Source organism: Maribacter luteus, from assembly GCF_009674825.1.
GTDB lineage: Bacteria > Bacteroidota > Bacteroidia > Flavobacteriales > Flavobacteriaceae > Maribacter_A > Maribacter_A luteus.
The window spans coordinates 258446-284528 of sequence record NZ_WKJH01000024.1 but is presented as its reverse complement, the minus strand read 5'-3'; the positions used below and the strand labels follow the sequence as shown (position 1 = coordinate 284528).

At 39.2% G+C, this 26083-nt stretch carries 26 protein-coding genes and 1 other RNA gene; 14 read left to right on the top strand and 13 right to left on the bottom strand.

Features of this window, described 5'->3' with window-relative positions; all coding sequences use genetic code 11:
• Positions 1–19 precede the first annotated feature (19 nt).
• From GJ691_RS15035 to GJ691_RS15015, 5 genes are all read left to right on the top strand, one after another.
• Entirely contained in the window at positions 20–520 is a 501-nt protein-coding gene (locus GJ691_RS15035; RefSeq protein ID WP_154368306.1) for a hypothetical protein, read from the top strand.
• A 126-nt stretch (positions 521–646) separates the two neighbouring features.
• Entirely contained in the window at positions 647–1294 is a 648-nt protein-coding gene (gene pdxH, locus GJ691_RS15030) for a pyridoxamine 5'-phosphate oxidase (RefSeq protein ID WP_154368304.1), read from the top strand.
• An 82-nt stretch (positions 1295–1376) separates the two neighbouring features.
• On the top strand, positions 1377–1862 hold the full coding sequence (locus GJ691_RS15025) for a SixA phosphatase family protein (protein WP_154368302.1): 486 nt from the start codon (positions 1377–1379) through the stop codon (positions 1860–1862).
• Positions 1862–3940, top strand: a complete 2079-nt coding sequence (gene ppk1, locus GJ691_RS15020; protein WP_154368300.1) for a polyphosphate kinase 1 — start codon at positions 1862–1864, stop codon at positions 3938–3940. Before GJ691_RS15025 ends, ppk1 begins: the two co-directional genes overlap by 1 nt.
• Before the next feature lie 11 nt (positions 3941–3951).
• The gene (locus GJ691_RS15015; protein WP_154368292.1) at positions 3952–4839 is read left to right on the top strand and encodes a Ppx/GppA phosphatase family protein; all 888 of its coding nucleotides are present in this window, start codon (positions 3952–3954) and stop codon (positions 4837–4839) included.
• Between the two features lie 20 nt (positions 4840–4859).
• On the opposite strand, the gene GJ691_RS15010 is transcribed toward GJ691_RS15015, so the two are convergent.
• Positions 4860–5441, bottom strand: a complete 582-nt coding sequence (locus GJ691_RS15010) for a MiaE family protein (RefSeq protein ID WP_154368291.1) — start codon at positions 5439–5441, stop codon at positions 4860–4862.
• A 74-nt stretch (positions 5442–5515) separates the two neighbouring features.
• Between GJ691_RS15010 and GJ691_RS15005 the strand changes: the two genes are divergently transcribed.
• A complete protein-coding gene (locus GJ691_RS15005; RefSeq protein ID WP_154368290.1) occupies positions 5516–5875 on the top strand; it encodes a transmembrane 220 family protein in 360 nt (119 codons plus the stop codon).
• Here GJ691_RS15005 and GJ691_RS15000 read toward each other — a convergent pair.
• Positions 5864–7681: a DNA polymerase III subunit gamma/tau gene (locus GJ691_RS15000; protein ID WP_154368289.1), complete on the bottom strand. Its 1818-nt coding sequence runs from the start codon at positions 7679–7681 to the stop codon at positions 5864–5866. The genes GJ691_RS15005 and GJ691_RS15000 overlap by 12 nt on opposite strands.
• Before the next feature lie 129 nt (positions 7682–7810).
• Here GJ691_RS15000 and rnpB point away from each other — a divergent pair.
• An RNA gene (rnpB, locus tag GJ691_RS14995) (RNase P RNA component class A) lies at positions 7811–8135 on the top strand.
• Positions 8136–8306: 171 nt separating this feature from the next.
• On the opposite strand, the gene GJ691_RS14990 is transcribed toward rnpB, so the two are convergent.
• Genes GJ691_RS14990 through GJ691_RS14980 form a run of 3 tightly spaced genes read right to left on the bottom strand, consistent with a single transcriptional unit; the run spans position 8307 to position 10304 of the window.
• Entirely contained in the window at positions 8307–8843 is a 537-nt protein-coding gene (locus tag GJ691_RS14990; RefSeq protein ID WP_154368288.1) for an RsmD family RNA methyltransferase, read from the bottom strand.
• The gene (locus GJ691_RS14985; protein ID WP_154368287.1) at positions 8843–9676 is read right to left on the bottom strand and encodes a DUF3822 family protein; all 834 of its coding nucleotides are present in this window, start codon (positions 9674–9676) and stop codon (positions 8843–8845) included. The genes GJ691_RS14990 and GJ691_RS14985 overlap by 1 nt, the downstream gene beginning before the upstream one ends.
• Entirely contained in the window at positions 9654–10304 is a 651-nt protein-coding gene (locus tag GJ691_RS14980) for a hypothetical protein (RefSeq protein ID WP_154368286.1), read from the bottom strand. The genes GJ691_RS14985 and GJ691_RS14980 overlap by 23 nt, the downstream gene beginning before the upstream one ends.
• Positions 10305–10576: 272 nt before the next feature.
• On the opposite strand from GJ691_RS14980, the gene GJ691_RS14975 reads away from it, so the two are divergent.
• Genes GJ691_RS14975 through GJ691_RS14950 form a run of 6 tightly spaced genes read left to right on the top strand, consistent with a single transcriptional unit; the run spans position 10577 to position 15729 of the window.
• Positions 10577–12016: an ATP-dependent DNA helicase gene (locus GJ691_RS14975; protein WP_154368284.1), complete on the top strand. Its 1440-nt coding sequence runs from the start codon at positions 10577–10579 to the stop codon at positions 12014–12016.
• 25 nt (positions 12017–12041) lie between these two features.
• Positions 12042–12611 carry a DUF4126 domain-containing protein gene (locus GJ691_RS14970; protein ID WP_154368282.1) on the top strand — a complete coding sequence of 190 codons (570 nt, stop codon included), beginning with the start codon at positions 12042–12044 and terminating at the stop codon, positions 12609–12611.
• A 37-nt stretch (positions 12612–12648) separates the two neighbouring features.
• The gene (kdsB, locus tag GJ691_RS14965) at positions 12649–13362 is read left to right on the top strand and encodes a 3-deoxy-manno-octulosonate cytidylyltransferase (protein ID WP_154368617.1); all 714 of its coding nucleotides are present in this window, start codon (positions 12649–12651) and stop codon (positions 13360–13362) included.
• Positions 13353–14054: an HAD family hydrolase gene (locus GJ691_RS14960; protein WP_154368280.1), complete on the top strand. Its 702-nt coding sequence runs from the start codon at positions 13353–13355 to the stop codon at positions 14052–14054. The genes kdsB and GJ691_RS14960 overlap by 10 nt, the downstream gene beginning before the upstream one ends.
• A gap of 4 nt (positions 14055–14058) precedes the next feature.
• Positions 14059–15186 carry an iron-containing alcohol dehydrogenase family protein gene (locus GJ691_RS14955; RefSeq protein ID WP_154368278.1) on the top strand — a complete coding sequence of 376 codons (1128 nt, stop codon included), beginning with the start codon at positions 14059–14061 and terminating at the stop codon, positions 15184–15186.
• Between the two features lie 6 nt (positions 15187–15192).
• A complete protein-coding gene (locus tag GJ691_RS14950) occupies positions 15193–15729 on the top strand; it encodes a 1-acyl-sn-glycerol-3-phosphate acyltransferase (protein WP_154368276.1) in 537 nt (178 codons plus the stop codon).
• Between the two features lies 1 nt (position 15730).
• On the opposite strand, the gene GJ691_RS14945 is transcribed toward GJ691_RS14950, so the two are convergent.
• The 5 genes from GJ691_RS14945 to gcvT form a co-directional block, all read right to left on the bottom strand.
• Positions 15731–16441 (bottom strand): YebC/PmpR family DNA-binding transcriptional regulator, encoded by a 711-nt coding sequence (locus GJ691_RS14945; RefSeq protein WP_154368274.1) that lies wholly within the window; start codon positions 16439–16441, stop codon positions 15731–15733.
• A 218-nt stretch (positions 16442–16659) separates the two neighbouring features.
• Positions 16660–16947, bottom strand: coding sequence for a 4a-hydroxytetrahydrobiopterin dehydratase (locus GJ691_RS14940; RefSeq protein ID WP_154368272.1), 288 nt, complete (start codon positions 16945–16947; stop codon positions 16660–16662).
• A gap of 48 nt (positions 16948–16995) precedes the next feature.
• On the bottom strand, positions 16996–17820 hold the full coding sequence (locus tag GJ691_RS14935) for a sugar nucleotide-binding protein (RefSeq protein ID WP_411556605.1): 825 nt from the start codon (positions 17818–17820) through the stop codon (positions 16996–16998).
• A gap of 2 nt (positions 17821–17822) precedes the next feature.
• Positions 17823–18737, bottom strand: coding sequence for a glutaminase (locus tag GJ691_RS14930; RefSeq protein ID WP_154368268.1), 915 nt, complete (start codon positions 18735–18737; stop codon positions 17823–17825).
• The gene (gene gcvT, locus GJ691_RS14925; RefSeq protein WP_154368615.1) at positions 18737–19822 is read right to left on the bottom strand and encodes a glycine cleavage system aminomethyltransferase GcvT; all 1086 of its coding nucleotides are present in this window, start codon (positions 19820–19822) and stop codon (positions 18737–18739) included. Before gcvT ends, GJ691_RS14930 begins: the two co-directional genes overlap by 1 nt.
• A 267-nt stretch (positions 19823–20089) precedes the next feature.
• Between gcvT and GJ691_RS14920 the strand changes: the two genes are divergently transcribed.
• Positions 20090–21073 (top strand): polysaccharide lyase family 7 protein, encoded by a 984-nt coding sequence (locus GJ691_RS14920; RefSeq protein WP_154368266.1) that lies wholly within the window; start codon positions 20090–20092, stop codon positions 21071–21073.
• Between the two features lie 68 nt (positions 21074–21141).
• Here the strand turns inward: GJ691_RS14920 and thrC are convergent, their stop codons facing one another.
• From thrC to thrA, 3 genes are read right to left on the bottom strand one after another with little or no spacing between them, the layout of a single operon-like run.
• Positions 21142–22437: a threonine synthase gene (gene thrC, locus GJ691_RS14915; RefSeq protein WP_154368264.1), complete on the bottom strand. Its 1296-nt coding sequence runs from the start codon at positions 22435–22437 to the stop codon at positions 21142–21144.
• Between the two features lie 53 nt (positions 22438–22490).
• A complete protein-coding gene (locus tag GJ691_RS14910) occupies positions 22491–23411 on the bottom strand; it encodes a homoserine kinase (RefSeq protein ID WP_154368262.1) in 921 nt (306 codons plus the stop codon).
• Positions 23412–23413: 2 nt separating this feature from the next.
• Positions 23414–25858 carry a bifunctional aspartate kinase/homoserine dehydrogenase I gene (gene thrA, locus GJ691_RS14905; RefSeq protein ID WP_154368260.1) on the bottom strand — a complete coding sequence of 815 codons (2445 nt, stop codon included), beginning with the start codon at positions 25856–25858 and terminating at the stop codon, positions 23414–23416.
• Between the last annotated feature and the right edge of the window lie 225 nt (positions 25859–26083).

Genomic DNA, 26083 nt, shown 5'->3' with positions numbered 1-26083 from the left:
TCTTTTTAGAAAACCTGTAATGCGAATAAAGCTTATTTTGATTTTTTTCATCTCATTTCTTTTTTACTCCTGTGAAACGGATGATTCAGTACCGGTCGATGAATATGGGGCAGTCTTATTGGGTTCTTGGAGTAGGACCGATGTAATTCCCAGTGGTGGCTCTGAAGGGGATTATCGATATTTTGATATGGTGGCTACATATCGGTTTCTTAGTGATTATTCATATTCCTATACCATCGATTTTTATGGATTTGAAGATGATGATCCTGAGGAAATAATAGGCTCTTCGGAGAATACAGGCACATATAGGGTAGAAGGGGATAGTGTCTTTATAAAAGCAATGATCAACACCTCTTGGGATAAAGTTTTCCAACCAAACCCTGAAACTATTGACTTGAATGTTGAAGCATATGGCAGTAGGTTCAAAATCGTTGATGAAAAGTTGACCTTGTATTACATATCTTATCCTGCGGATGCACCCGTTGCTGCCGAAATCAGTTATATAAGGCAAAACCCTTAAACCACAATTGTCCTTAATTTCTTTTTGTTGCCGTAATAAGAAAAGTCTTCAATAAAAACGGAGGAAGCCTTCCTGTTTTCCGTTCTTTTGGTGAACTTTGTATATCTTGTTCAAGATTACGATACAATGGAAAAAGATTTAAGCAATTATAGGAAATCCTACGAAAAAAGCGCACTCATGGAAGATGCCATTTCAGACAACCCAATGGAGTTGTTTCAGAAATGGTTTTATGAAGTAGAAGCATCGAATACCGTTGACGAGGCCAATTCAATGAATGTTTCTACCATAGGTTTGGATGGTTTCCCCAAGAACCGTGTGGTCCTATTGAAAAGGTACACCTATGAGGGTTTCATTTTTTATACCAATTATGAGAGTGAAAAAGGAAAGGCCATTGCTGCAAATCCGAAGGTATGCCTTTCATTTTTTTGGCATTCGATGGAGCGTCAGGTAATTATTAAGGGTACTGCTGAAAAAATCTCGGAAAACCTGTCCGATGGTTATTTCGAATCCCGGCCAGATGGCAGCAAGTTGGGGGCCATAGTCTCCAATCAAAGTGAGGTCATCCCATCAAGGTCTGTATTGGAAAACGGTCTAAAATCGTTGGAAGATCAATATAAGGGCAAAGAAATTCCACGTCCCCATTATTGGGGTGGTTATTTGGTGAGGCCCGTTTCAATGGAATTTTGGCAAGGGCGTCCAAATCGTTTACACGATAGGATCCGATTTAGTTTACAGGAAGATTTTGATTGGAAAATAGAACGATTGGCCCCCTAGTTCAAAGATTGCATCAACTTTTTTCGGTATACTTTGGTCGATTGATTAATTTTATTAGTTTGAATTAAATCGAAGAGGTAAAATGAAGGAACTTATTCTGGTGCGACATGGTAAATCCTCATGGGAATATTCCGTTAATGATAAGGACAGGCCGCTGTTGCAAAGAGGAATCAATGATGGTCATTTGGTGGTTGGGGCCTTTAAGAAAAAGAAAATACGGCCCGATGCCGTTTTTTCAAGTCCGGCCAACAGGGCATTGCATACTTGTATGATTTTTTTGAGAAGTATGGATTTTGCGTATGCTGATTTTCAAATTACAAATGCGCTCTATGACTTCTCCGGTGATGATGTTCTACAATTTGTAAAGGAGTTGGATAATGGCCTTGAAACCGTAATGATTTTTGGGCACAACCACGCCTTTACCCATATTGCGAATAGTTTGGGCAGTGAATATATAGACAATGTACCGACCAGTGGATTGGTTCACCTGAATTTTAATACCAACGATTGGAGTGCCATAGGAAAGGGCTCAACATCGTATACAATTTTTCCTAAATCCTTAAAATAATGGTGAAAGCAAAAAATCAATATATAAATAGAGAGATTAGTTGGTTAAGTTTTAATGAAAGGGTGCTACAGGAAAGTGCCGATAAAAACGTGCCATTGATCGAGCGACTTCGTTTTTTGGGTATTTTTTCGAATAATCTTGATGAATTTTTCAAAGTGCGCTATGCGACCGTAAAACGTATTGTGCATGCTGGTAAAACCGGTAAAAGTGAATTGGGTGGGGAAACGGCAAAGGATTTATTGGCAGAGATTACCAGCATCGTAATAAAGCAACAGGCGAAAAGCCTTTCTATTTTAAGACAGATAACCAAAGAACTCAATACGCATAATATCTTCTTGATCGATGAGACGAAAATAAGTGAAGATCATGAAGAATTCATCAAATCATATTTCACTAAAAAGGTAAGTCCGGTCTTAATGACCATTATTCTTAATGACCTCACGGAGTTTCCTACTTTAAAGGACACGGCAGCATATCTTGCGGTAAAAATGGTATTGATTCCTGAGGAAGGGGCTCCCAAGGGCAAAAAAAACGTAAAATATGCACTTATTGAGATACCTAAAGGCATAGATAGGTTTATTGTATTGCCCAAAATCGATGGCAAGGATTATATCATCATGTTAGATGATATGATTCGTTATTGTCTGCGTAACATCTTTACCATGTTCTCCTATGAGTCCATAACGGCACATATGATCAAGATCACCCGTGATGCCGAGTTAGATATAGATAGCGATCTGAGTAAAAGTTTTATTGAGAAACTGTCCAAAAGTGTCGAAGGAAGAAAAATAAGTGACCCCGTACGTTTTGTATACGACAAGCACATTGCCCAAGATACCCTTCAATTTCTCAAAGAAAAAATGAATGTAGAGGAAACCGATAGTGTAATTCCTGGTGGTCGATATCATAACCGCAGGGACTATATGGGGTTCCCAAGTCTGGGTAGAAACGATTTAATGTATGATACCATAGAGCCTTTACCGATAAAGGGGCTAAGTTTGGAAGGGAGTATTTTGGAGAAAATCGCTGAAAAAGATTATCTACAATACACACCGTACCACACATTTTCCTATGTTATTAAATTTTTAAGGGAGGCCGCTTTAGATCCCAAGGTACGAAGTATAAAAATTACGGTGTACCGACTTGCAGCAAATTCGCAAGTAGCCGCATCGTTGGTCAATGCCGTAAAAAATGGGAAACAGGTTACGATGCAAATAGAATTGAGGGCCCGTTTTGATGAACAGGCGAATATAGAATACGCTGAACAATTACAGGCTGAGGGAGTAAAACTCATTTTCGGTGTTCCAGGTTTAAAGGTACACAGTAAAATATGTGTTATTGAGCGGGAAGAGGGCGAGAAAATAAAACGGTACGGTTTTATCAGTACCGGTAATTTCAACGAATCTACTGCTAGAATATATACGGATTATACACTCTTCACCGCCCATGTACCCATATTAAAAGAGCTGAACAAGGTGTTCGATTTCTTTACGACAACATATAAAATAAATAAATACAAACATTTGGTGGTATCCCCGCATTATACCAAAAGTTATTTCATTTCTTTGATCGATAAAGAAATAAAAAATGCCAGAGCTGGTAAAAATGCTTATATCAAAATAAAGATGAACAGTTTAACGTCCTATAAAATGGTCGATAAATTGTATGAAGCGAGTAATGCAGGTGTGAAAGTCCAATTGATCATACGTGGTATTTGTTGTCTTATTCCCGGTGTTGAGGGTATGAGCGAGAATATAGAGGCCATAAGCGTGGTAGACAAGTTCTTGGAGCACCCTAGGGCATTTATCTTTTGTAATGATGATGATGCGAAGGTTTATATTTCTTCAGCAGATTGGATGACCCGAAATTTGGACAATAGGGTAGAAGTGGGTTGTAGGATCTATGATGAGGATGTTAAGCAGGAGTTGATTGATACGTTTGAGATTTGCTGGAGCGATAATGTAAAGGCCCGTCTTTTTTCTGCCAAACAGGACAATGCTTATAAAAAGAACCACAAGCCCAAGGTACGTTCCCAATTTGCTCTGTATGATTATTATAAAAACAAATTGAATTCTTAAATCCATACAATTTGAAAGTTAGAAAATTCGCTGCAATAGACATAGGGTCAAATGCTATTAGGTTGCTGGTAAACAATGTTATTGAGGAGAAAGGCAAAAAGACCGTATTTACAAAAAGCGAGTTGGTACGTGTACCCGTTCGTTTAGGAGAAGATTCTTTTACCGTTGGGGAGATATCCGAAGATAATGAAGAGCGTATCATAAAATCCATGAAGGCCTTTCGACTTTTGATGGATGTAAACCGGGTTGAAAAATATATGGCTTGCGCAACTTCCGCTATGCGTGAGGCAAATAATGGTATGGAGATCATAGAAAAGGTGCAGCGTGAAGCAGGTATTAAAATCGATTTAATCGATGGTAAACGAGAAGCCGAGATCATCGCTTCCACAGATTTGAAGCAATTGATACAGAAAGATCAGGCCTATCTTTATATAGACGTGGGTGGTGGTAGCACCGAATTCACGCTTTTTAATGAGGGGGTTATAAAAGTTTCGAAATCCTTTAAATTGGGGACGGTAAGGCTATTGAACAATATGGTAGGGGACGCCACCTGGAAAAAATTGGAGGATTGGATAAAACAACATACGGCTGACCTAGAACGCATTTCTATCATAGGTTCCGGTGGTAATATAAATAAGTTACATAAGATGTCGGGTAGAAAGGAAGGCCAACACCTATCTTATGTCTGGTTAAATGCCCAATATAATTTTTTGAACAGCCTTACTTATGAGGATCGAATATCAGAGTTGGGCCTGAATACGGATCGTGCAGATGTTATAATTCCTGCCACACGAATTTTCTTAATGGCTACCAAATGGAGCGGTGCCAAAAAAATATTCGTTCCTAAAATCGGTTTGTCAGACGGAATCATTAAAAGCCTATATTTTTCGGCGTCTTAATTATGTATAATTCCAATTAGTTAGCCGTGCACGGTTTCGTTCTTGCCTAAATTTTTCATGATCTTGGCCTCATAGTCCAAAAGATCCTGCCATTTTTGATTTACCTCTTCAAGATTGCCATATTTGCGGGCGAATTTCAAGAACATGGTGTAATGACCGGCTTCACTGACCATGAGTTTATGGTAAAACTCAGCTAATTCCTTGTCCTGTAATTCTTCGGATAGCAAGCGAAAACGTTCACAACTTCTGGCTTCTATCAGGGCGGCATAAAGTAACCGATGCACCAATTGATTGGTTCTGCTGCCTCCTTTGGGAAAAAATTTCATCAATTCAACTACATAAAGGTCTTTACGGTCACGCCCTAAAGTTTGTCCTCTTGCGATGATGCGATCGTGAACCATTTTAAAGTGGCCCATCTCCTCTCTGGATAAGGCGATCATTTCTTGGGTAAGATCCGTATATTCCGGGAAGGAAACAATCAAAGAAATGGCAGTACTTGCCGCCTTTTGCTCACAATAGGCATGGTCGGTTAGAATTTCATCAATGTTCTTTTCTACAATATTGACCCATCTTGGGTCTGTGGGTAGTTTAAGGCCAAGCATATTTTAAGTTTTAAGATCTTTCAAAAATAGTAGGTTCAACATCCGATTCAAAATAAGGTGCTTATATTTATAAAATGAATACTTTTTTCAAGTTTTTTGGATGGCTCTTTGTACTTCTGTTCTTATGGTCGGCATTATTGCAATATAATGACCCCGATCCTATTTTATGGATTGTGGTATATGGTGTGGCCGCCTTGGTAACCCTTGGTTTTTTGTTTGATAAAATAAAGTTTATAGTTCCTTTGACCGCTTCGATATTCGGTTTTTTAGGTTTCTTATATCATTTTCCCATTAAGTTCGAAGGATTTACAATTGGTCAGGGTGATATTAAAAATATTGAAGAAGGCAGGGAAGCTTTCGGTCTTTTGATTATCGCAATAGTAATGCTTGTTATCTCTATTCGTATTCGGGTGCGGAATAGGCTAAAGGTCTAGGTCGAATGTTTTGCGTAGAATGTCTATGGCCGGGTTCTTTTCCCGAAGCTTCTCATATTTTTCTTCAGGGGTAAAAGCGAATTTTTTGGCCACTTGTTCATTGACCGTAATTTTAAGGGTAATGAAATGGTTGTTTAGGTTGGTACGTAAATACTCCATTAGGTCGAATTTTTCACGTTCCACCTCTTTTTTCATGGTGTCATTGGGAAGTTCGATCCAAATGGTGGTAGCATTGGCCATTTTAGGAATGTCGGTACTTAAACTGGATGCCAATAATTTTCTACCATCATTGTCGATTTTTTTCACAAAATCATTCCAATGTTTTTGCATGTCTTCTTCGCTGAAATTCTCTTTGGGCAGGTCATTTTCATCGATTACAACATCTATTTTATTTATCTCATGTTGTTTTTTTGCCTTTAAACTTGAAATTGAAAGTCCGGATACCCTTTTCGTATTGCCCTTTATTGATATTGGCTTAATGGTTGCCTTGGGTTCTTCGACTGCAGGCTGTACGGTATTTTCCTGCACAACCACTTCGTTTACCGTGTTGGTAGTAGTAGGGGGTGTTTCCGTCCTTTTTTGCTCTATTCCAGTAGTTGTGCTTGGGTCGAATGCATCACTTTTGCTGGCTTCTTCTTTTTCAGGGGCTTTGGTAGGGGGTTTAATGATGTTCCTGTAAAACGCCGCAGGGGCAATAAATTCAATAGTAGTATTGGCTAATGCGACTGATTCAGGATTTTTTTTTTCAGCTCCAAAGTTAATGGACGCCAATTTCATCAATGAAAGCTCTACTAAGAGCCGTTGGTTTTTACTGGTTTTATATTTGAGGTCACAGTCGTTTGCAATATTCAAGGCTTGCAATAGAAAATCGTTTGATGTAAGTCTGGACTGTTCCAAATAATTTTTTTTGGCGGTCTCACCTACTTCCAATAACTCAATGGTCTGTTCATGTTTACAAACCATAAGATCCCTAAAGTGGGAAGCGAGTCCCGATATAAAATGGTTGCCGTCGAAACCCAAAGACAGGGTTTTATTGAATAGGAGTAATAAACCGGGAATATCGTGTTTTAAAATTAGGTCGGTAGCCGAGAAATACGTATCATAATCCAAGACGTTCAAATTTTCGGTAACCGCTTTACGGGTTAGGTTGGTTCCCGAAAAGCTAACGACCCTATCAAAGATAGATAGGGCATCCCGCATTGCACCATCGGCTTTTTGTGCTATGATATGCAGGGCATCATCATCGGCTTCAATTCCTTGGTTTTCAGCGATATATTTTAAGTATGAAGCAGCATCTTTGACCGTAATGCGTTTAAAATCAAAAATTTGGCAACGAGAAAGTATAGTGGGGATGATTTTATGTTTTTCCGTAGTGGCCAAAATGAAAATCGCATGTTTTGGGGGCTCTTCCAAAGTCTTTAAGAAGGCATTGAAGGCCGATTGCGATAGCATATGTACCTCATCTATAATATATACTTTGTACTTCCCTACTTGGGGAGGAATACGGACTTGATCGATCAAGTTCCTGATATCGTCGACTGAATTGTTCGAAGCAGCATCCAACTCAAATATATTGAAAGCAAAATCCTCATCTTCCCGTTCCGTGCCATCTTGATTGATCTGTTTGGCCAAAATACGGGCGCAAGTAGTCTTTCCTACCCCTCTTGGTCCGCAGAATAATAGGGCTTGGGCCAAATGATTGTTCTCAATGGCATTGAGCAATGTATTGGTTATCGCCTGTTGGCCAACGACATCTTTGAATGTCTGTGGTCTATATTTACGTGCTGATACAATAAATGGCTCCAAATCGTTTGTGTTTTTAAGGTATTCTGTTTGCCGAGGCTATTTTACAAATATAAAAATAGCGGGGTTTATAGCGCTTTATTTAAGATGGATTAAACACTTTTTTATCAACAATTGAAGTAAATTTGCACCTTAGCAGGTCTCCTTATCGATTTGGCTTTAAACGTCAGATAGGAAAGTCCGGACACCATAGTGCAGTATAGCGGGTAACGCCCGTCACCTGATAGTTACTGTCAGGGAGGACAAGTGCAGCAGAAAGTATGTACAGGTAAGGCTGTAGTGAAACCAGGTAAACTCTATACGGTGAAACGTCATGTAAATCAGTGTTCGAGGGCGGCACGTCCGAGCTGAAGGGTAGGCGGTTAGAGCCTTTGGGCAACCAAAGGTCCAGATAAATGATAAGGGCATTCTGAATTTTTCAGGATGAACAGAATCCGGCTTATGACCTGCTTTTTTAATAAAATAGCATTTCCAAAGGAAAATGTGTTGTCGAATTATCCCTGATTTCTTTTACATTCAACGGTGATCACCGTATTTACTTTACCCAAGTGCTTGGTGAAATACCCTAATATATGCTTTTATGGGGCTATAAGATGAAATGTAATATCATATTAAAGGAAAGTGTTGGCTATTTTTCAAAAAAGCTGAATACACTTCCCCCATACCTTCTGTTTTTGGAATAATGTTCCAACTGCGAAAGATCGGTATGTTTTGAGTGTTCAATGATCAGTACCCCATCATCATTAAGGAGGTTGTTTTTAAATACCAATTCCGGTATTTTGGCAAATTCCTCTACAGGAAAATCGTAAGGTGGGTCAGCAAAAATGATATCGGCCTTAATGACTGTTTTTTCCAAAAATTGAAAAACATCACTTTTAATGGCAGAGATACCAAAACTTAATTCCGTTGAGATTTTGTCAATGAATTTTATGCACCCAAAATCGACATCAATAGCCGTAATATCAGTCGTTCCCCTAGAGGCAAATTCAAAACTTATGTTTCCGGTACCGGCAAATAGGTCTAGGAAACTTATTTCCTCAAAATAGTATGAATTATTGAGGATGTTGAAAAGGGCTTCTTTCGCCATATCGGTAGTAGGGCGAACCGGTAATTTTTTTGGGGCCGTTATTCTTTTGCTTTTATGTTTTCCGGAAATTATTCGCATTACAGGGCGCTGATTAAGGTGAAATCTATGTTGTTTTTATCAGTATCGGCCATTGGATAAGATGTAATGGAGGGGATAAAAATGGTTATGTCCTTAATATAGGAATAGCAAAGTTTATAGATTTCATCGTCTTCTTCTATAGAACCGAATAGTTTCAACTTTGTGGTTTCGGTCTCTAAGTTCAATTGCTCCATGGTAAAGAGCAAATAATAAATGAAATCCTCTTTGGAGGTAAAGGTAAAGCTATTGTGGAGTTGTAATTTCTTTTGTGATATTACGGTGATGCTCATTTGTTGGCCGTCAACATGAACATAGCAAATGGGCTCTTTATTGGCGCCGGAATTATTCAATAATGCCTCAACCAAAACAGTGCCGTTATGTTTGTATTCAAATTCTCCGAAAAGTTCGAAAATATAATTATTGATGTTTACAAAAGGCACGTAAACGTTGACCATATCATAATTCTCCAAGGCGTCGTAAGCCAAATGGTCATTGGCCAGGATTTTGGCATTAAGTTTCAAGTAATTGGCCAGTTCATTTTCATCAAATAAAGATTTTGGCACAAAACTGAAAAGTCCGTTACTGTGAACAACAATGACTTCGGAAAAAGAGGTTTTGTGTATTTGATGTTTTTCCAGTAATGTTCTTAGGTTATTTTGAAGTTCAAAGGGGTTTAGGATTTTATCGAAAACCTGTCGTTCAGAATTGGTAATGGTGTTGGAAATTGTATCAAGTACACAAAAAGAAAGTCCATTCAAGCTAACTTGAATGGACAGTTTGTTAAATTTTTCCAATGGAATATCGTCCGTTTTAAAGATCTTCTTTTTTGTCATAAATAGGAGGCCAGTTACCACTAGTACTCACCTGATCAAGAGAACCAACTTTAATAACATCGCCATTTACCTCTTCAACACTTATTTGTGCATTTTCGCGAGTCAATAAGTCTTTAGGTTGGTCAAATAATACTACGCTCTTTTTGACTTTGGCTTCAAATACAGGAGCTTTATAGCCACCTTTGTCAATAATCGCTGATTTCATTTCAAATTTTTCCCCGCCTGGAGCGTAAGGAACATCCATTAAGCTTTTATAACGATCGTCATTTTTGAACAATGAATCTTTCACCGATACAAATCCTAAGGTGTCAATGATTTTGATTTCTTTCAGAAGTTCAATACCATATGTTTTGTCCATCTCCATATAAGAAGAATCCCTTTGCTGGGTAATTGTATATTTACCAGTATCTACGAAACTTATCAGACTTTTAAAATCATTTGCATATTTTCCATTAGCCGTTTTATAGGCTTCCTGGGCATTACGAATGTCCTTTAATTTGGATACGACTTTGGCAAAACGCTCTTGTTTTACTTTCTTGAATTCTATAGGTCCGGTTACTGAGCTATAAATAAGGTATGCTAATCCGATACAAGCAATCCAAAGTACAATTTGTATTATGGTCTTCATTTCTTACGTGTTATTTTTTTGATTTAGTGGTTAACACAAATCTACAATTTTTTTACAAACTGCCTAATATTTTATTGCGGTAATTATTAAGGTTTATCAAATTTATCGCTTCGCCTATAAAGACGGTCGTTCTATGATTAAATGAGGTGCATATCATAACCGTTTGAAACGTAATGGATAGTGTGTGTTTTAGTCCAATTTTATATGATATTTCAGTAGAATAATATAGTAAATGGTTTTTGGGCCGATAATCATGATTATCTTTGAAAACTATGAAGGTCCTTACTGCATCCTCTTTTTTTTCTATCCTTAAGGAAAAGTTTCCACATGAGCCTACACCTATGCAGTCGGTGGCATTGCAACAATTGTCGGATTATGTGCTTTCTGATGAAAAAGAACGATTGTTCTTGTTGAAGGGATATGCCGGTACTGGAAAAACTACGATTGTTGGTACCTTGGTTAGTAATTTATGGCGTACGACTATGAAGGCGGTGTTGATGGCGCCAACGGGAAGAGCGGCTAAAGTAATGTCAAATTACTCAAATACACAGGCGTTCACCATACATCGTAAAATCTATTTTCCCAAAAAGCAATCAGGAGGTGGGGTACAATTTGTTCTGGCGCCTAATAAGCATAGGAATACCATATTTATCGTTGATGAGGCCTCAATGATTCCGGATACCCCTGCAGATTCCAAACTTTTCGAAAACGGCTCGTTGTTAGACGATCTTATGATGTTCGTTTATTCCGGACACAACTGTAAGTTGATTTTGATCGGGGATACGGCCCAGTTACCTCCGGTTCATCTCGATTTGAGTCCGGCTTTGGATGAAGGCAAATTAGGTCTCAATTATAACAAAGAGGTTACAAAGCTCGAGTTGGATGAGGTGGTTCGGCAATCAGAGGATTCCGGTATTTTGGTCAATGCCACATTGCTCAGGGAGCAATTGGCCGGGACATTTTTCGAAGGATTTCAGTTTGATGTGAATCCTTTCACTGATATTGTTAGACTCATAGATGGTCATGAAATACTAGAGGCAATTGATTCATCTTATTCAGAGAACGGAAAAGAAGAAACTACCATAATTGTGAGGTCGAACAAAAGGGCCAACCTCTACAATGAAAATATACGCCAAAGAATCCTTTATTTGGAAAATGATATCGCCACAGGGGATTTTATGATGGTGGTCAAGAATAATTATTTTTGGTTAAAACCCACCTCTGAAGCCGGATTTATAGCCAATGGTGATATTATCGAGGTGCTCGAGATTTTTGCGATAAAGGAATTGTACGGGTTCAAATTTGCTGAGGTGAAGGTGCAAATGGTCGACTATCCGAATCAACCACCTTTTGAAACGGTCCTGTTGTTAGATACCATTATGGCAGTAACCCCTTCCTTGTCTTACGAAGATGGTAATCGTTTATACCAGGAGGTAATGAAAGATTACGAACATGAAACTTCAAAATATAAAAAGTTCCTTGGTGTAAAGAACAATAAGTATTTCAATGCGTTACAGGTCAAGTTCTCATATGCCATAACCTGTCATAAATCACAAGGTGGCCAGTGGAATACCGTATTTGTTGAGCAGCCTTACTTACCCAATGGTATCGATAAAGAATATCTTAGGTGGTTGTACACGGCGGTTACTAGGGCAAAGGAAAAATTGTATCTTATAGGCTTTAAGTCCGATTTTTTTCTTGATTCGGAATAACCTAATTTAGTACAAAGTATAAAAAATGAACTCGGAAACGATAATCAGTATATTTTTGGGTGTTGGTCTAGCGGCGTCAGTGGGTTTTCGTGTTTTCCTGCCCCTTTTCGCACTTAGCCTGGCTTCATATTTTGGGGTTTGGGAATTGAACGATAATTGGCAATGGATAGGGAGTGTTGCTGCATTGATAACCCTAGGGGTGGCTACTTTAGCTGAAATTTTCGGATATTTTATTCCTTGGGTAGATAATTTATTGGACAGTATTGCCATACCTTTGGCAGCTATTGCAGGTACAGCGGTTATGGTGTCAACGGTAGCGAATCTCGATCCAGTGGTTACATGGTCATTGGCCATAATTGCTGGGGGAGGTACGGCAACTGCAATAAAAGGGGCGGGAGCCTCGACCCGATTAACATCGACAGCAACTACGGGAGGCTTGGCAAATCCACTGGTTTCAACAGTTGAAACGGGGGCTGCGGTGGTGGTTTCGGCCGCATCTATTTTTGCCCCGATCCTGGCGGCTATTTTGGTCATCGCCATTTTGGTGTTCGTCTTTACGATTTATCGTAAACTAAGGCCAAGGACAAAATCTTAATCAACAACTTAAAGCGAATAAAGTGAAAATTATAGCAATGATACCCGCACGATATGCGGCTTCAAGATTTCCTGCCAAATTAATGCAGGACCTATCGGGCAAACCCGTTATTGTGCGTACTTATGAAGCGGCGATAAAAACCGAACTTTTCGATGAGGTTTATGTTGTTACGGACAGTAAAATTATTTTTGATACCATTACAGACGCTGGAGGGCAGGCGATAATGAGTATTAAGGAGCATGATTGTGGCAGTGATCGTATTGCGGAAGCCGTTGCCGACATGGATGTTGATATCATTGTCAACGTGCAAGGTGACGAACCTTTTACCGATCGTGAAAGCTTGGCAAGTGTATTGAAGGTTTTTGAGGAAGATGTTGTCAAAGAAATAGACCTGGCTTCTTTAATGGTAAGGATTAACGATTGGGATGAAATTAACAACCCGAATACGGTAAAGGTCATTATCGATAATCGTAATTTTGCCCTTTATTTTTCCCGATCGCCAATACCATTTCCACGAGACACGGCCATTGAGGATATCTATTATAAACACAAAGGCATCTACGCTTTTCGGAAAAGTGCTTTGATGGATTTTCACCGTTTGCCCATGTTGCCTTTGGAAGCTAAGGAAAAAATAGAGGCCATTCGATATCTTGAGTATGGTAAAAAAATTAAAATGGTAGAGACGAAAGTAACAGGTATCGAAATAGATACGCCTGAAGATCTAAAAAAGGCCCAAGCAGCATGGAAATAGATTTCAGTAACATAAAAGTTATAGGCTTTGATGCCGATGATACCCTATGGGTGAACGAAACGTATTTTCGGGATACCGAGGAATTGTTCGCCGATTTACTCGAAGGCTTCGAAACTAAAAACAAAATAGATCAAGAGTTGTTCAAAAAAGAGATGGACAATCTGGAACTGTATGGGTATGGAATTAAGGGTTTTATGCTCTCTATGATCGAGTCGGCCTTGGAACTTTCAAATAATAGGGTTTCCCAAGCAACGATTATGAAAATTTTGAATCTAGGTAAAGATATGATTAGTCACCCAGTTGAATTGTTGGATGGGGTCAAAGAAGTCTTACTGGCATTGAAAAATAAATATCGATTGATCGTTTTGACCAAAGGCGATTTGTTGGATCAGGAACGAAAGCTCGAAAGATCGGGACTATCAGAGTATTTTCATCATGTAGAGGTGCTGAGCGATAAGAAAGAACTGAATTACAAAAACCTATTGGAACATCTTGAAATAGGGGTTGATGAATTTTTAATGATAGGGAATTCATTGAAGTCAGATGTTTTGCCCTTACTTAATATTGGGGCAAAAGCAGTTCATGTTCCTTTTCATACGACTTGGCAACATGAGCAGGTGTCTATTGAGGAAAATGATTACAAATATTTGAAATTAAATAGGTTAGAAGATGTTCTAGGCTATTTGAAATAGTATTATGGAGGTAAAGAACACAAGTATATTGAAAAACGATCCTACCAAAAAGAAAGTGGAATATAAAAATTTCCCAATGGTGCCACGTGTGGTTTTTGGGAACGGAAGCTTTGATCAACTAGGTACTATATTAATGGCCAAAAGGAAAAATTCCGAAGCTCCATTTATTTTCTTGGTTGATGATGTTTTTGAAGGAAAGGAATTACCGTATCGTATACCGACCATGTTCAATGACCGTATTGTATTTATTTCGGCCGATGAAGAACCCAAGACCAATCAGGTTGATGTTTTGGTACAAAAAATAAGGGATGATTTTTCAGAGATTCCATCCGGTATTGTAGGTATAGGAGGGGGTACGATAATGGATTTGGCAAAGGCCGTGTCCATAATGATGAATAATGAAGGGAGCTCTTATGAATACCAAGGTTGGGATCTAGTGAAAAAACCATCCATATACCATGTAGGTATACCCACAATTAGCGGAACAGGGGCAGAGGTTTCGCGAACAACGGTACTATTGGGGCCTGAAAGGAAATTAGGTATAAACTCCGATTACACGACCTTTGATCAAGTTGTTCTTGATCCCGATTTAACTAAAGGGGTTTCCAAAGAACAATGGTTTTATACGGGCATGGATTGTTTTATCCATTGTGTGGAGTCGCTCAATGGGACTTATCTAAACGCCTTTAGTCAGAGTTATGGTGAAAAGGCATATGAACTGTGTAAGGAAGTGTTCCTTGATGGGTTGGGTGAAACAGAATCGCGGGACAAATTAATGATGGCTTCGTGGCATGGTGGTATGAGTATTGCCTATTCCCAAGTCGGTGTCGCGCATGCCATGAGCTACGGACTTTCTTATCTTTTAGGGGTGAAGCATGGGATTGGTAATTGTCTTGTTTTTCAATATTTAGAGGAGTTTTATCCCGAAGGAGTGGCCTTGTTCAAGATTATGCAAGAAAAACATCAAATTGAGCTTCCAAAAGGTATATGTGCCAACTTATCTGAAGATGAGTTCGAAACCATGATCTCTGTCGCAATGGGAATGGAACCTTTATGGGAAAATGCATTGGGAAAGGAATGGAGAAAAACCATTACGCCAGCTAAATTAAAATCGATCTACGAAAAGATCTAAGCCTATATGCATACACTTGCAAAATTTATTTATTTCAAATTACTCGGTTGGAAGATCATTGGAGAGTTTCCCGATATTGATAAATGTTTATTGGTGGTTGTGCCACATACCAGCTGGGTAGACTTCTTTTTGGGACTACTTATTCGAAGGGTCATCAATAAGGACATGAATTTCATAGCAAAGAAGAGTCTTTTTAAACCTCCGTTCGGGTGGTATTTCAGATGGATGGGCGGTGCACCCATTGATCGCTCAAAAAGCAATGACACCGTAACTGCTATTGCCGGTATTTTTGACGAAAAGAAAGTTTTTAGGCTGGCCCTGTCACCGGAAGGAACCCGTAAGAAGGTTGAAAAATGGAAAACAGGATTCTATTACATTGCCAAAGCCGCCCAAGTACCTATTGTTTTGGTTGCCTTTGATTATGGAGGTAAACAGATAAAATTTTCGAAGCCTTACTCTCCTTCGAAAGATATAGAGGCTGATTTTAAGCTCTACAGGGAATTTTTTAAGGGTGTTACGGGAAAGAAACCCGAATTATCATAACCTATTCCTGCATCGTATGATAAACGTTCTGAACGTCATCATCCTCTTCGATTTTTTCCAATAATTTTTCAACATCGGCCGCTTCTTCCTCGGTCAATTTTTTGGTTACCTGTGGAATGCGTTCAAAGCCGGAAGAAAGAATCTCGATTTCCCTGTGCTCCAATTCTTTTTGGATGGCACCGAAACTTTCGAAAGGGGCGTAAATCAATATTCCGTCATCATCGACAAAAACTTCCTCAGCACCAAAATCGATCATTTCGAGTTCAAGTTCTTCCGCATCTATTCCTTCTGCATTGATCCTGAAATTACAAGTGTGGTCGAACATGAATTCTACCGAACCTGATGTACCTAAACTACCATTGCATTTGTTGAAGTAACTACGAACATTCGCTACGGTCCTTGTGTTGTTGTCCGTTGCGGTTTCTATTAAAATAGCGATACCGTGTGGGGCGTACCCTTCGTATAATACCTCTTTGAAATCACCTAGACTTTTATCAGTGGCCCTTTTTATGGCCCTTTCGATATTGTCTTTGGGCATGTTTACAGATTTGGCATTCTGTATTACCGCTCTAAGCCTTGAATTGGAATCAGGGTCTGGGCCACCTTCTTTTACGGCCATAACAATGTCTTTTCCAATACGCGTAAACGCTTTGGACATTGCAGACCATCTTTTCATTTTACGTGCCTTTCTAAATTCAAAAGCTCTTCCCATAATGTGATGTATGTATTATTCTAACGGCTGTAAATTTAAGAAAATTTAGACAGTATCATAAACCTTCGGCGAAGTATAAATTCAAAGGATTGAATACGATAAGGTTCAAGGGAAACTGCCATTTGCAAAGGAGTTCCTAAGATTTTGGTTTTAGGGCATTTATCAATCTAAAAAGGTTTTTGTTCCTACGATTTCCAAAGTATTGTAAAAGATCGGGTTCAATCACTTTCAATAATATCCTCTATGCTTTGGGCCAATTTAAAATCTTTTAAGGTTACCCCATTGGCATCATGGGTGTTCAAACGTATCGTCAGGGTATTGTATACATTGCTCCATTCGGGGTGATGGTTTTGGGCCTCGCATTCAAAGGCAATGCGGGTCATAATGGAAAAGGTTTCTTTAAAATCCTTGAATTCAAAAGTAGTTTGCAAAGCGTCGTCAATGTATTCCCAACCTTCCAAATTTTTAAGACGTTCCTGAATTTCGATTTCATCTAGTTTTGCCATAACCTCATTTTTTTATCAAAAATATAAAAGCAAATGACTTTCAGGAACTTAATCCATTAAAAGATGATGGTCAATGATTTCTTGATAAGTGGTCTGGAGGTTATTGGGAAGCTTGTTGGTTTTCGCAAGTACGGCCAAATAACGATCGTCATTCGTTGTATAGACCCTTTTATAAATGGGGTTGAATTTCCCAATACGCTCCACAACTTCCTTTATGAAATCTTCATGGTGCACCAAGTCCTTACTGCCTAAATGGAAAATACCTGTTTTATCTTGATTAATGATAAAGTGTATTTGTTGCGTTAGCTTATCATCATGTGTTACGTTCATGATCAAATTAGGGAAAACCTCAATGGGTTTATTGTTCCATATAAGGTTTCTAATTTCCTTGATTCTTGGTGATGAGTTGCCAAATACCATGGGTACCCTAAGGATAGCCATTTTGTGGCTCGGTAAGCGCATCATCATATTCTCGATTTTGATCTTAAGCCTTCCGTAAACACTTTCTGAAAGGGTTTTGTCGTTTTCGTATGACGGGTACTTACTATAAGCATCGAATACATTGGCCGATGAGATAAAAATCAACCTACAATCGTTTTCCGATACATATTCTACCAGATGTTGGTGCGCTTGTATTTGAGAAGCAAAGTTTCCGCGCACTGCTGAAATTATGATTTGTGGACGAATTTTCTCCAAAACCTGGAAGATATCATCAGACGCTAAATCGTATTTTAAAAACTGCTGGTTGCCCTCAAAAGACCTTCTGGCAGAATTATACGTACCATAAGTATTGAAATAGGAGCGAAGCTCTCGATAAATTGCATTACCGATAAAGCCGCTTGCGCCCAGTATTAGAATCTTTTTTGAGTCCAATTTCAAAAAATTGATTGAGAGGTTTTTGTAGTAAGCTTTTCAAGGGCTTGCATGCCAAGTTTTGAATTACCTTTTTGGTTCAAGCCGGGAGACCAAGTGACTACGGAAAATTTGTCAGGGAACACGGCGGCAATTCCACCTCCAACGCCACTTTTACCGGGTAGCCCCACTTCAAAGGCAAATTCACCTGCCTCATCATAAAACCCGCAAGTAAGCATTAAGGCATTAATACGTTTCACTTGGTTAATGTTCAGATGTGTTTTACCTCTCTGGCACTTGCCATGGTTCATGAACATGTAAAATGCATTTGCCAATTGTTTACAGCTCATTTCGATGGAGCACTGGTGGAAATAAAAATCAAGGACTTCGTCAACATCGTTTTCAAGATTACCGTAAGATTTAAGGAGATTTGCCGCGGCAATATTCTTGAATCCTGTATTTTTTTCAGATTCCGCTACTTTTTCATTGTAGGTGATGCTATCGTCGTTTGTTATTTGACGAATAAAATACAGGAACTCATCTTTGGGGTTTTCTAGGTTGGAAACAAGAATATCGGCAACCACAATAGCCCCTGCATTTATCAACGGATTTCTAGGAATACCATTTTCGAATTCCAAAAGGGATAAGTGGTTAAATGGATCACCCGAGGGTTCAACATCCACGCGTTCCCAAATTGAATCACCGACCAAAGCAAAACATTTTGATAGGCTTAAGACTTTAGAGATACTTTGTATCGAAAACAATTCGTCAGCGTCTCCCGCAGAATAATGGTTCATTTGGGAATCTACCAAATGGATCCCAAATTTGTTGGGGTCTATTTTCGATAATTCGGGAATATAAGAGGCTACAGTACCTTTTTCCTTTACATTATTTAATTCGGAAGCAATCGCTTCTATTATGTCTTGATAGTTCGGCATTAATTTTTATAAAAAGGTAATTTGACTACAGTTGCCGGTATTGCCTTTTTTCGAATTTGAATGCTGATCTTACTACCGGTTTCAGAAAATATGGTCGGTACGTAACCTAGGCCAATTCCTTTTCCTAAAGAAGGGGACATGGTGCCAGAGGTTACTTCCCCTATCGTTTTTCCTTGTGAGTCCACGATATCATACCCATGTCGGGGAATACCGCGTTCGTCCAATTCAAAACCTACCAATTTTCTTTCGGGCCCATGTGCTTTTTCCTTAGCTAAGGCCCCGCTATTGACGAAATCCTTTGTAAATTTTGTAATCCAGCTTAAACCAGCCTCAAAAGGGGAGGTTTCATCGGTAATGTCATTTCCATAAAGGCAATAGCCCATTTCTAAACGAAGGGTATCCCTCGCTGCCAGTCCAACCGGTTTTATTCCAAAATCTGCACCGGCCTCGAAAACCTTGTCCCATACTTGTTTTACTTCACTGTTCTTGCAATATATTTCAAAACCGCCAGAACCTGTGTATCCGGTTGCTGAAATGATAACGTGTTCAATTCCCGCAAAATCACCAACGACAAAATTGTAGAATTTGATGCTGCTTAAATCAACTGAAGTTAAACTTTGCATGGCCTCAACCGCTTTTGGTCCTTGAATGGCCAAAAGTGAATACTGTTCGGAAAGGTCTTTCATTTCAGCCTTTATGCCTTTATTGTATATTGAGATATGGTTCCAATCTTTTTCAATATTGGAGGCATTTACCACTAAAAGATAGGTTTCTTCTTTAATGCGGTAAACGATTAAATCGTCAACAATTCCTCCCGTTTCATTAGGAAGGCAACTATATTGTGCTTTACCTATGGTTAATTTCGAGGCGTCATTAGAAGTGACTTTCTGTATTAATTCTAGGGCATTAGGACCTTCAATGAGAAATTCCCCCATATGTGAGACATCAAAAACCCCAACTCCTTCTCTGACAGTTTCATGTTCAATATTCACGCCTTCGTAGGAAACTGGCATATTGTATCCTGCAAAAGGTACCATTTTTGCACCTAGTGCTTCATGGGTTTTGGTAAGGGCCGTATCTTTCATCATTCTTAATTTTGTGAGGCAAAGCTATTGAATAATTTAAGGATAGAAAAGGAGATGCTTTCGATTTGCCGGAATGAATTTGTAAAGAGAATATATTCATCAGAACAAACTACACAAGTTCATAAGGCATATTGATGGTGTAAAAAGGATATTTGTGCAGAAAACCTCATCTTTCATCGATTTTAACATTGTTTGTAGTAGAAAATGGAGTAGTCTTGCTAAATTGGTTAACCAATTTAATATTCATACGTTTAACAGTACTTGCATATGCAGAAAGGATTAAGATTTTGGAGATTACATACCTATTTCAAAATACTATTTGCCTTATTTTTTATTTATAGTTGTTCAGATAATGGTGCGGATTCTGACACTATTGTTCCCGATAGTGAGGTTGTTGAAACTGAAACCGAAGAGGAAACTGAAACTGAAGAGGAAACAGAAACGGAGGAAGAGACCGAAACCGAGGAAGAGACCGAAACCGAGGAAGAGACCAACTCGGATATCCCAGGTCAAGTATTGGGGCTATCAACTTCTGATTGGAAGTTGAACGGTTTTATTGGTACGGGGGCGGATGCGGTCTATGAAGATGATTTGTTAAAGGCCTTGGGTAAATCATTCGATGATTATGTTGATGATAATTATTTTTATGCGCTTGACGGTTTCACGTATTTCAAATGTTATCGTGGTTTGGGCGGGTCAAAAAACTCAAATAATCCAAGAGTAGAGCTTAGGGAGATGAAAGACGGTGAAACCCATTATTGGGATGGGGATTCCGGTAGGCATATTATGGAATGGACGGTACGTGTGGATCAATTACCTAAAAGTACAAGTGGAACTGATGGGGTGCTTTGTTTTGGACAAATACATGGGCCAAGCGATAGTCAAGGTTTCAATGATGATGGTGTGGATGTAGATGACACTATACGACTGCAATTTCGTGGGAAGCCCAACCAAGAAGAGGGCGAGGTAGATCTAAAGATAAGTGGGTACATTACAGAAGAACAAGGTGGTTCAATTAGTTTGTCCGGTTATAATTTGGATACCGTTTATGATTTTAAACTGGTTATGGAAAATGGAGTTATAACTGTCTTTGTGAATGGGGAAATGGTTTTTGAACGAACTTTGAATACTTCTGGGGATACCAGTTATTTTAAAGTCGGAAATTATCTACAATCGGTAAAGGAAGCCACATATGACGCAGCTTCGTTTGGGTTGGTAGGTATCAGTGCTTTGAAAGTTACTCATGAATAACCGTTAAAATATAGAAAAAGCCCTTATTTTCATAAGGGCTTTTTTGTAAAGTTTCGGATATTGTTTGATCAGCGTTTTAGCAAATAACTTTTCAGTTCCTCATACTTGCCTATTTTGATAGACGTTTTTTCTTTGCCCATTACATTTTTAATTTGGGCAGGAAGCTCCAAAGTATGACCAAGGGTTTCTTCAACTACATCCAAAAATTTCACGGGATGTGCCGTTTCTAGAAAAACCCCAAAGGTTTCAGGATGGTCTTTTCGGTATTTTTGTATACCAAGGTAACCCACTGCCCCATGTGGGTCGGCGATATAATCTGATGTCTTATAGATATGCAACATCGCTTTTTTGGTTTCTTCATCCGTGAAAGGATAAGAACTTAAATTAGCCTTTAATGCCTCGAAATCGTCATTATGTAAATGTCTAATTCGGATAAAATTACTGGGGTCGCCCACGTCCATAGCGTTAGAAATGGTTGCAGATGAAGGCTTGGGTTTGTATTCCCCGGTTTCCATAAATTCGGGAACCGTATCGTTCACATTTGTGGCAGCGATAAAATGTTTTACGGGCATACCCAATCTTTGGGCGACCATACCGGCACAAATATTTCCAAAATTTCCACTAGGAACAGAGAATACCAATTCCTTACCTTTTGACTTTAATTGCTTATAGGTAAAAAGAAAATAGAACAGTTGTGGTAACCAGCGAGCCACATTTATCGAGTTTGCCGAGGTCAATTGCATTTTCTGTAAAAGGGCATCATCCAAAAAGGCAGTTTTTACCATTTTTTGGCAATCATCAAAAGTGCCGTCAACTTCTAGAGCGGTAATATTCTGTCCTAAAGTCGTTAGTTGTCTTTCTTGTATGTCACTGACCTTGCCGCTTGGGTAAAGGATAACCACTTTTACACCATCGACACCTAGAAAACCATTGGCTACGGCCCCTCCCGTATCGCCTGAAGTTGCTACCAATACGGTAACCTCGTTGCTCGTGCTTTCAGAAAAATAGCCCAAGCATTGCGCCATGAATCTCGCGCCTACATCTTTAAAGGCCATTGTAGGGCCGTGAAAAAGTTCCAGTGTTGCCACATTTTCCTCGATTTCAACAACGGGAAAATCAAAGTCAAGAACATTCTTGATGATTTTTCGAAGTTCATTTTCGGGAATATCGCTACTTACGAACTGTTGAATGGCCGTAAATGCTATTTCTTCGTTCGATAATTTTTCAATATTCTCAAAAAAACTTTTAGGTAAAGGGGTAATACTTTCAGGAAAGTAGAGTCCTTTATCGGGAGCGATTCCCTTGATGACAGCTTCTTTGAAAGAAACATTCGGGGCTTTATTGTTTAGGCTATAAAAATTCATGGTTGTTATATGGTTCTTCCCTCTTTAAAGGGAGAACATCTTTTTTGTTCTATTTAGATTTCTTTGATTCCTTCGGTATTGATTTTTGATATATGCACATCGTGGTCAATTCCGATTTTCTCGTACACTTCTTTCATCGAAAGGGCAACTTTTTTGGCTGTGGCCTCACCTTTACTAAAGGCAAAAATCGATGGTCCCGAACCGGAAATACCACAACCTAATGCTCCTGAAGCCAAGGCTCCTTTTTTCACATCATTGAAACCGGGTATTAATATGGATCGGATCGGCTCCACGATATGGTCTTCCAAGGAACGTCCTATCAAATCATAATCCTCGGTAAATAGTCCGGCTATCAATCCTCCTAAGTTTCCCCATTGTTTTATGCCTTCTTTCAGGGTGATATGGGTTTTCAATATTTTCCTGGAATCTGAAGTTTTGATTTCTATCTGCGGATGTATTACCGTTGCAAATAATTCTGACGGACTATTGATCGGTATAATATCCAACGGTTCATAACTGCGAACCAAGGTGAATCCTCCGAATAGGGCAGGGGCTACATTGTCGGCGTGGGCGACCCCACTGGCCAAGCGTTCCCCTTCCATAGCAAACTCAACCAATTTGGAAGTTGTGAACGGCTTGCCCAATAATTGGTTCATGGCCCACACAGCACCGGTTGAACTAGCGGCACTGCTGCCGATACCACTTCCGGCTTTGATATTTTTATAAATTTCAATTTCAAATCCTCCGTCGTAATCACTTTCATTTAACAAGGCCAATCCTGCAACACCGGCCACATTTCTTTCGGTTTCCATTGGCAAGTCCTGACCTTCGAGTTTTGTAATGAAAATACCTTTTTTTGGTGTTTTTCTAATGACCATCTCGTCACCCACAGAATCCAAAGCGACCCCAAGTACATCAAATCCACAGGAAATGTTGGCGATAGTGGCCGGACAGAATACTCTTAGTTCCTCCATCTTTAAAAATTTCCGATTCTTATTATATCGGCAAAGATACCGGAAGCTGTTACATCTGCACCTGCTCCCGCACCTTTGATGATCATAGGTTGGTTAGGATAGCGCTCGGTGTAGAACAAAACAATATTGTCACTACCTTCTAGATTATAGAAATCATGTCCTTTAGGAATCTCTTGCAGGCCTACGCTTGCTTTACCGTCTTCAAATTGGGCAACATACTTTAATTTACTGTCTTGGTCCACGGCCTTTTTATATAATTCCTGGAAAGAAGATTCATTCTTGGTTAAAGTAGCGAAGAAATCTTCGTTATTGGTAGTATCCAAACTTTCTTGAGGTAAGAACGGATTATTTTGAATATCGTCGATTTCCAATTGGTTGCCACTTTCCCTTGCCAGAATGAGTATTTTACGCATAACGTCGATCCCACTTAAATCTATTTTTGGGTCTGGTTCGGTGTAACCTTCTTCTTGGGCTTGTTTTACAACATCGTGAAAAGTGGTCTTGTCGTTGAAATTATTGAAGACAAAATTTAGGCTACCGGAAAGTACGGCCTGTATTTTTTGGACCTTGTCCCCTGAGGCTATCAAATGTTTTAAAGTGTCTATGATCGGTAGTCCTGCACCGACATTGGTCTCAAATAGGAAAGGAGCATTGTATGTTCTTGCTAATTGCTTAAGGTTTAGGTAGTTTGAGTAGTTAGAGGAACAAGCGATTTTGTTACAGGTTACTACCGATATACTATTGCCTAAATAAGAACTGTAAGTATCCGAAACTTCGGCACTTGCTGTATTATCGACAAAAATACTGTTACGATAATTCAGTTTGTTCACCGTCTCGAAGAATTTGGCCTTATCTGCCTTTTCACCATTACTTAAAACGGACTCCCAATTTTTTAAAGGGATGCCATCTTCATCAAAAGCCATGGTTCTTGAGTTGGAAATACCGATTACCCTTACATTAAGTTTAAGGTTCTCCTTGAGGTATTTTTTCTGTTGATTGATTTGGTTGAGGAATTTACCGCCAACATTACCAACACCCATTACAAAAAGGTTCAATTGCTTAATGTTTTCCTCAAAAAATTCTTCATGAAGGGCGTTCAAAGCTTTTTTTACATCATCCTTATTGATTACGGCGGAAATATTTCGCTCAGAGGCACCTTGGGCAATGGCCCTGATATTTACGTTGTTTTTTCCTAGGGTACTGAACATTTTACCGCTTAATCCTTGATGGCTTTTCATATTATCACCCACCAAAGCGATTATGGCTAGATTTTTTTCTACCACTACAGGGTTTATTTTTCCACTACCCATTTCAAATTCAAAGGCATCGTTAACGGCTTGTTCTGCCAGTGCTACGTCATCGGCCGATATTCCTACACAGATTGAATGTTCTGATGAGGCTTGAGTAATAAGTACCACACTTATGTTAGCTTGGAAAAGCACCTCGAAAAAACGCTTTGATATTCCTGGTATACCCACCATTCCTGGTCCTTCAAGGGATAATAAGGCAATATTCTCAACGTGGGTAATACCGCGAACGGTTTTCCCCTTTTCATTTTTGTTTTTGGTAATTATGGTGCCTTCATTTTCAGGATCGAAAGTGTTCTTTATTTGAATTGAGATTCCTTTTGCCAAAACAGGCTGAATAGTTGGTGGGTACAATACCTTTGCTCCGAAATGAGAAAGTTCCATGGCTTCCTGGTAGGAGATATGTGGAATGGCCTTGGCTTGTTTCACCAATTTTGGGTTGGCGGTGTACATACCACTTACATCGGTCCATATTTCCAATAATTCAGCATTTACGGCAGCAGCAACAATGGCAGCAGTATAATCGGAACCACCTCTTCCCAAAGTAGTTGAGTCGCCATTTTCTGCCGAAGCGATGAACCCGGCCATTACAACTACTTTTAGTGGTGTTACCGAAAAGAAGTTACTGCAGAGGGTATTGGTTGCTTCGAAATTAACAACGGTTTTCCCGTTTACGGTATTGGTTTTTATGAGCTTTCTGCTATCGGCATGCACAACGTCCAGACCTTCTTCCTTAAAGTATTCACTAATGATGTATGATGATAGCAATTCACCGTAGCTCACTATTTTGTCGGATAGTTTAGGAGTAATCTCCCCGATTAAAAAAGCTCCTTCCAAAAGTGTCTCTAAAGTATTGAGTTCACTTTTTACCATACTCAAGACACTGCTTTGTGATGCAATGGGTATGAGCGTTTTGATCGTTTCAATATGCCGGTCCTCGATTTCCTTTACGAATGCTTTGTATGAATCGTCCTGTAAAGCAGCAAGGGTTGCCGTATTCAATAGTAAATCCGTTACGCCTCCTAAGGCTGAGACCACGACGATATTCTTGTCGCTTTCGGAATTTGATACAATATTTTTTACTAACGCAATATTTTGGGCATTGGCAACCGAGGTGCCCCCGAATTTTAAAACTTTCATTATGTATATTGATTAACTGGTACTGAAGTATTTTTGGCGAAAAATCGCAATAACGGACGGATTGATTATATGTAGCATGTTACCCCAAAGGGGTCGTACGCAAAATCGTGGTATTGCATCCATTAGTGAATGGAGAAAATAAGGTAGCTATGTTCGAAATGTTCAAAGGCATAGTTCGTTCTAAGTTCCAAAAGTAGTATTTTTGGGCTGCTAATCAAACGTTTC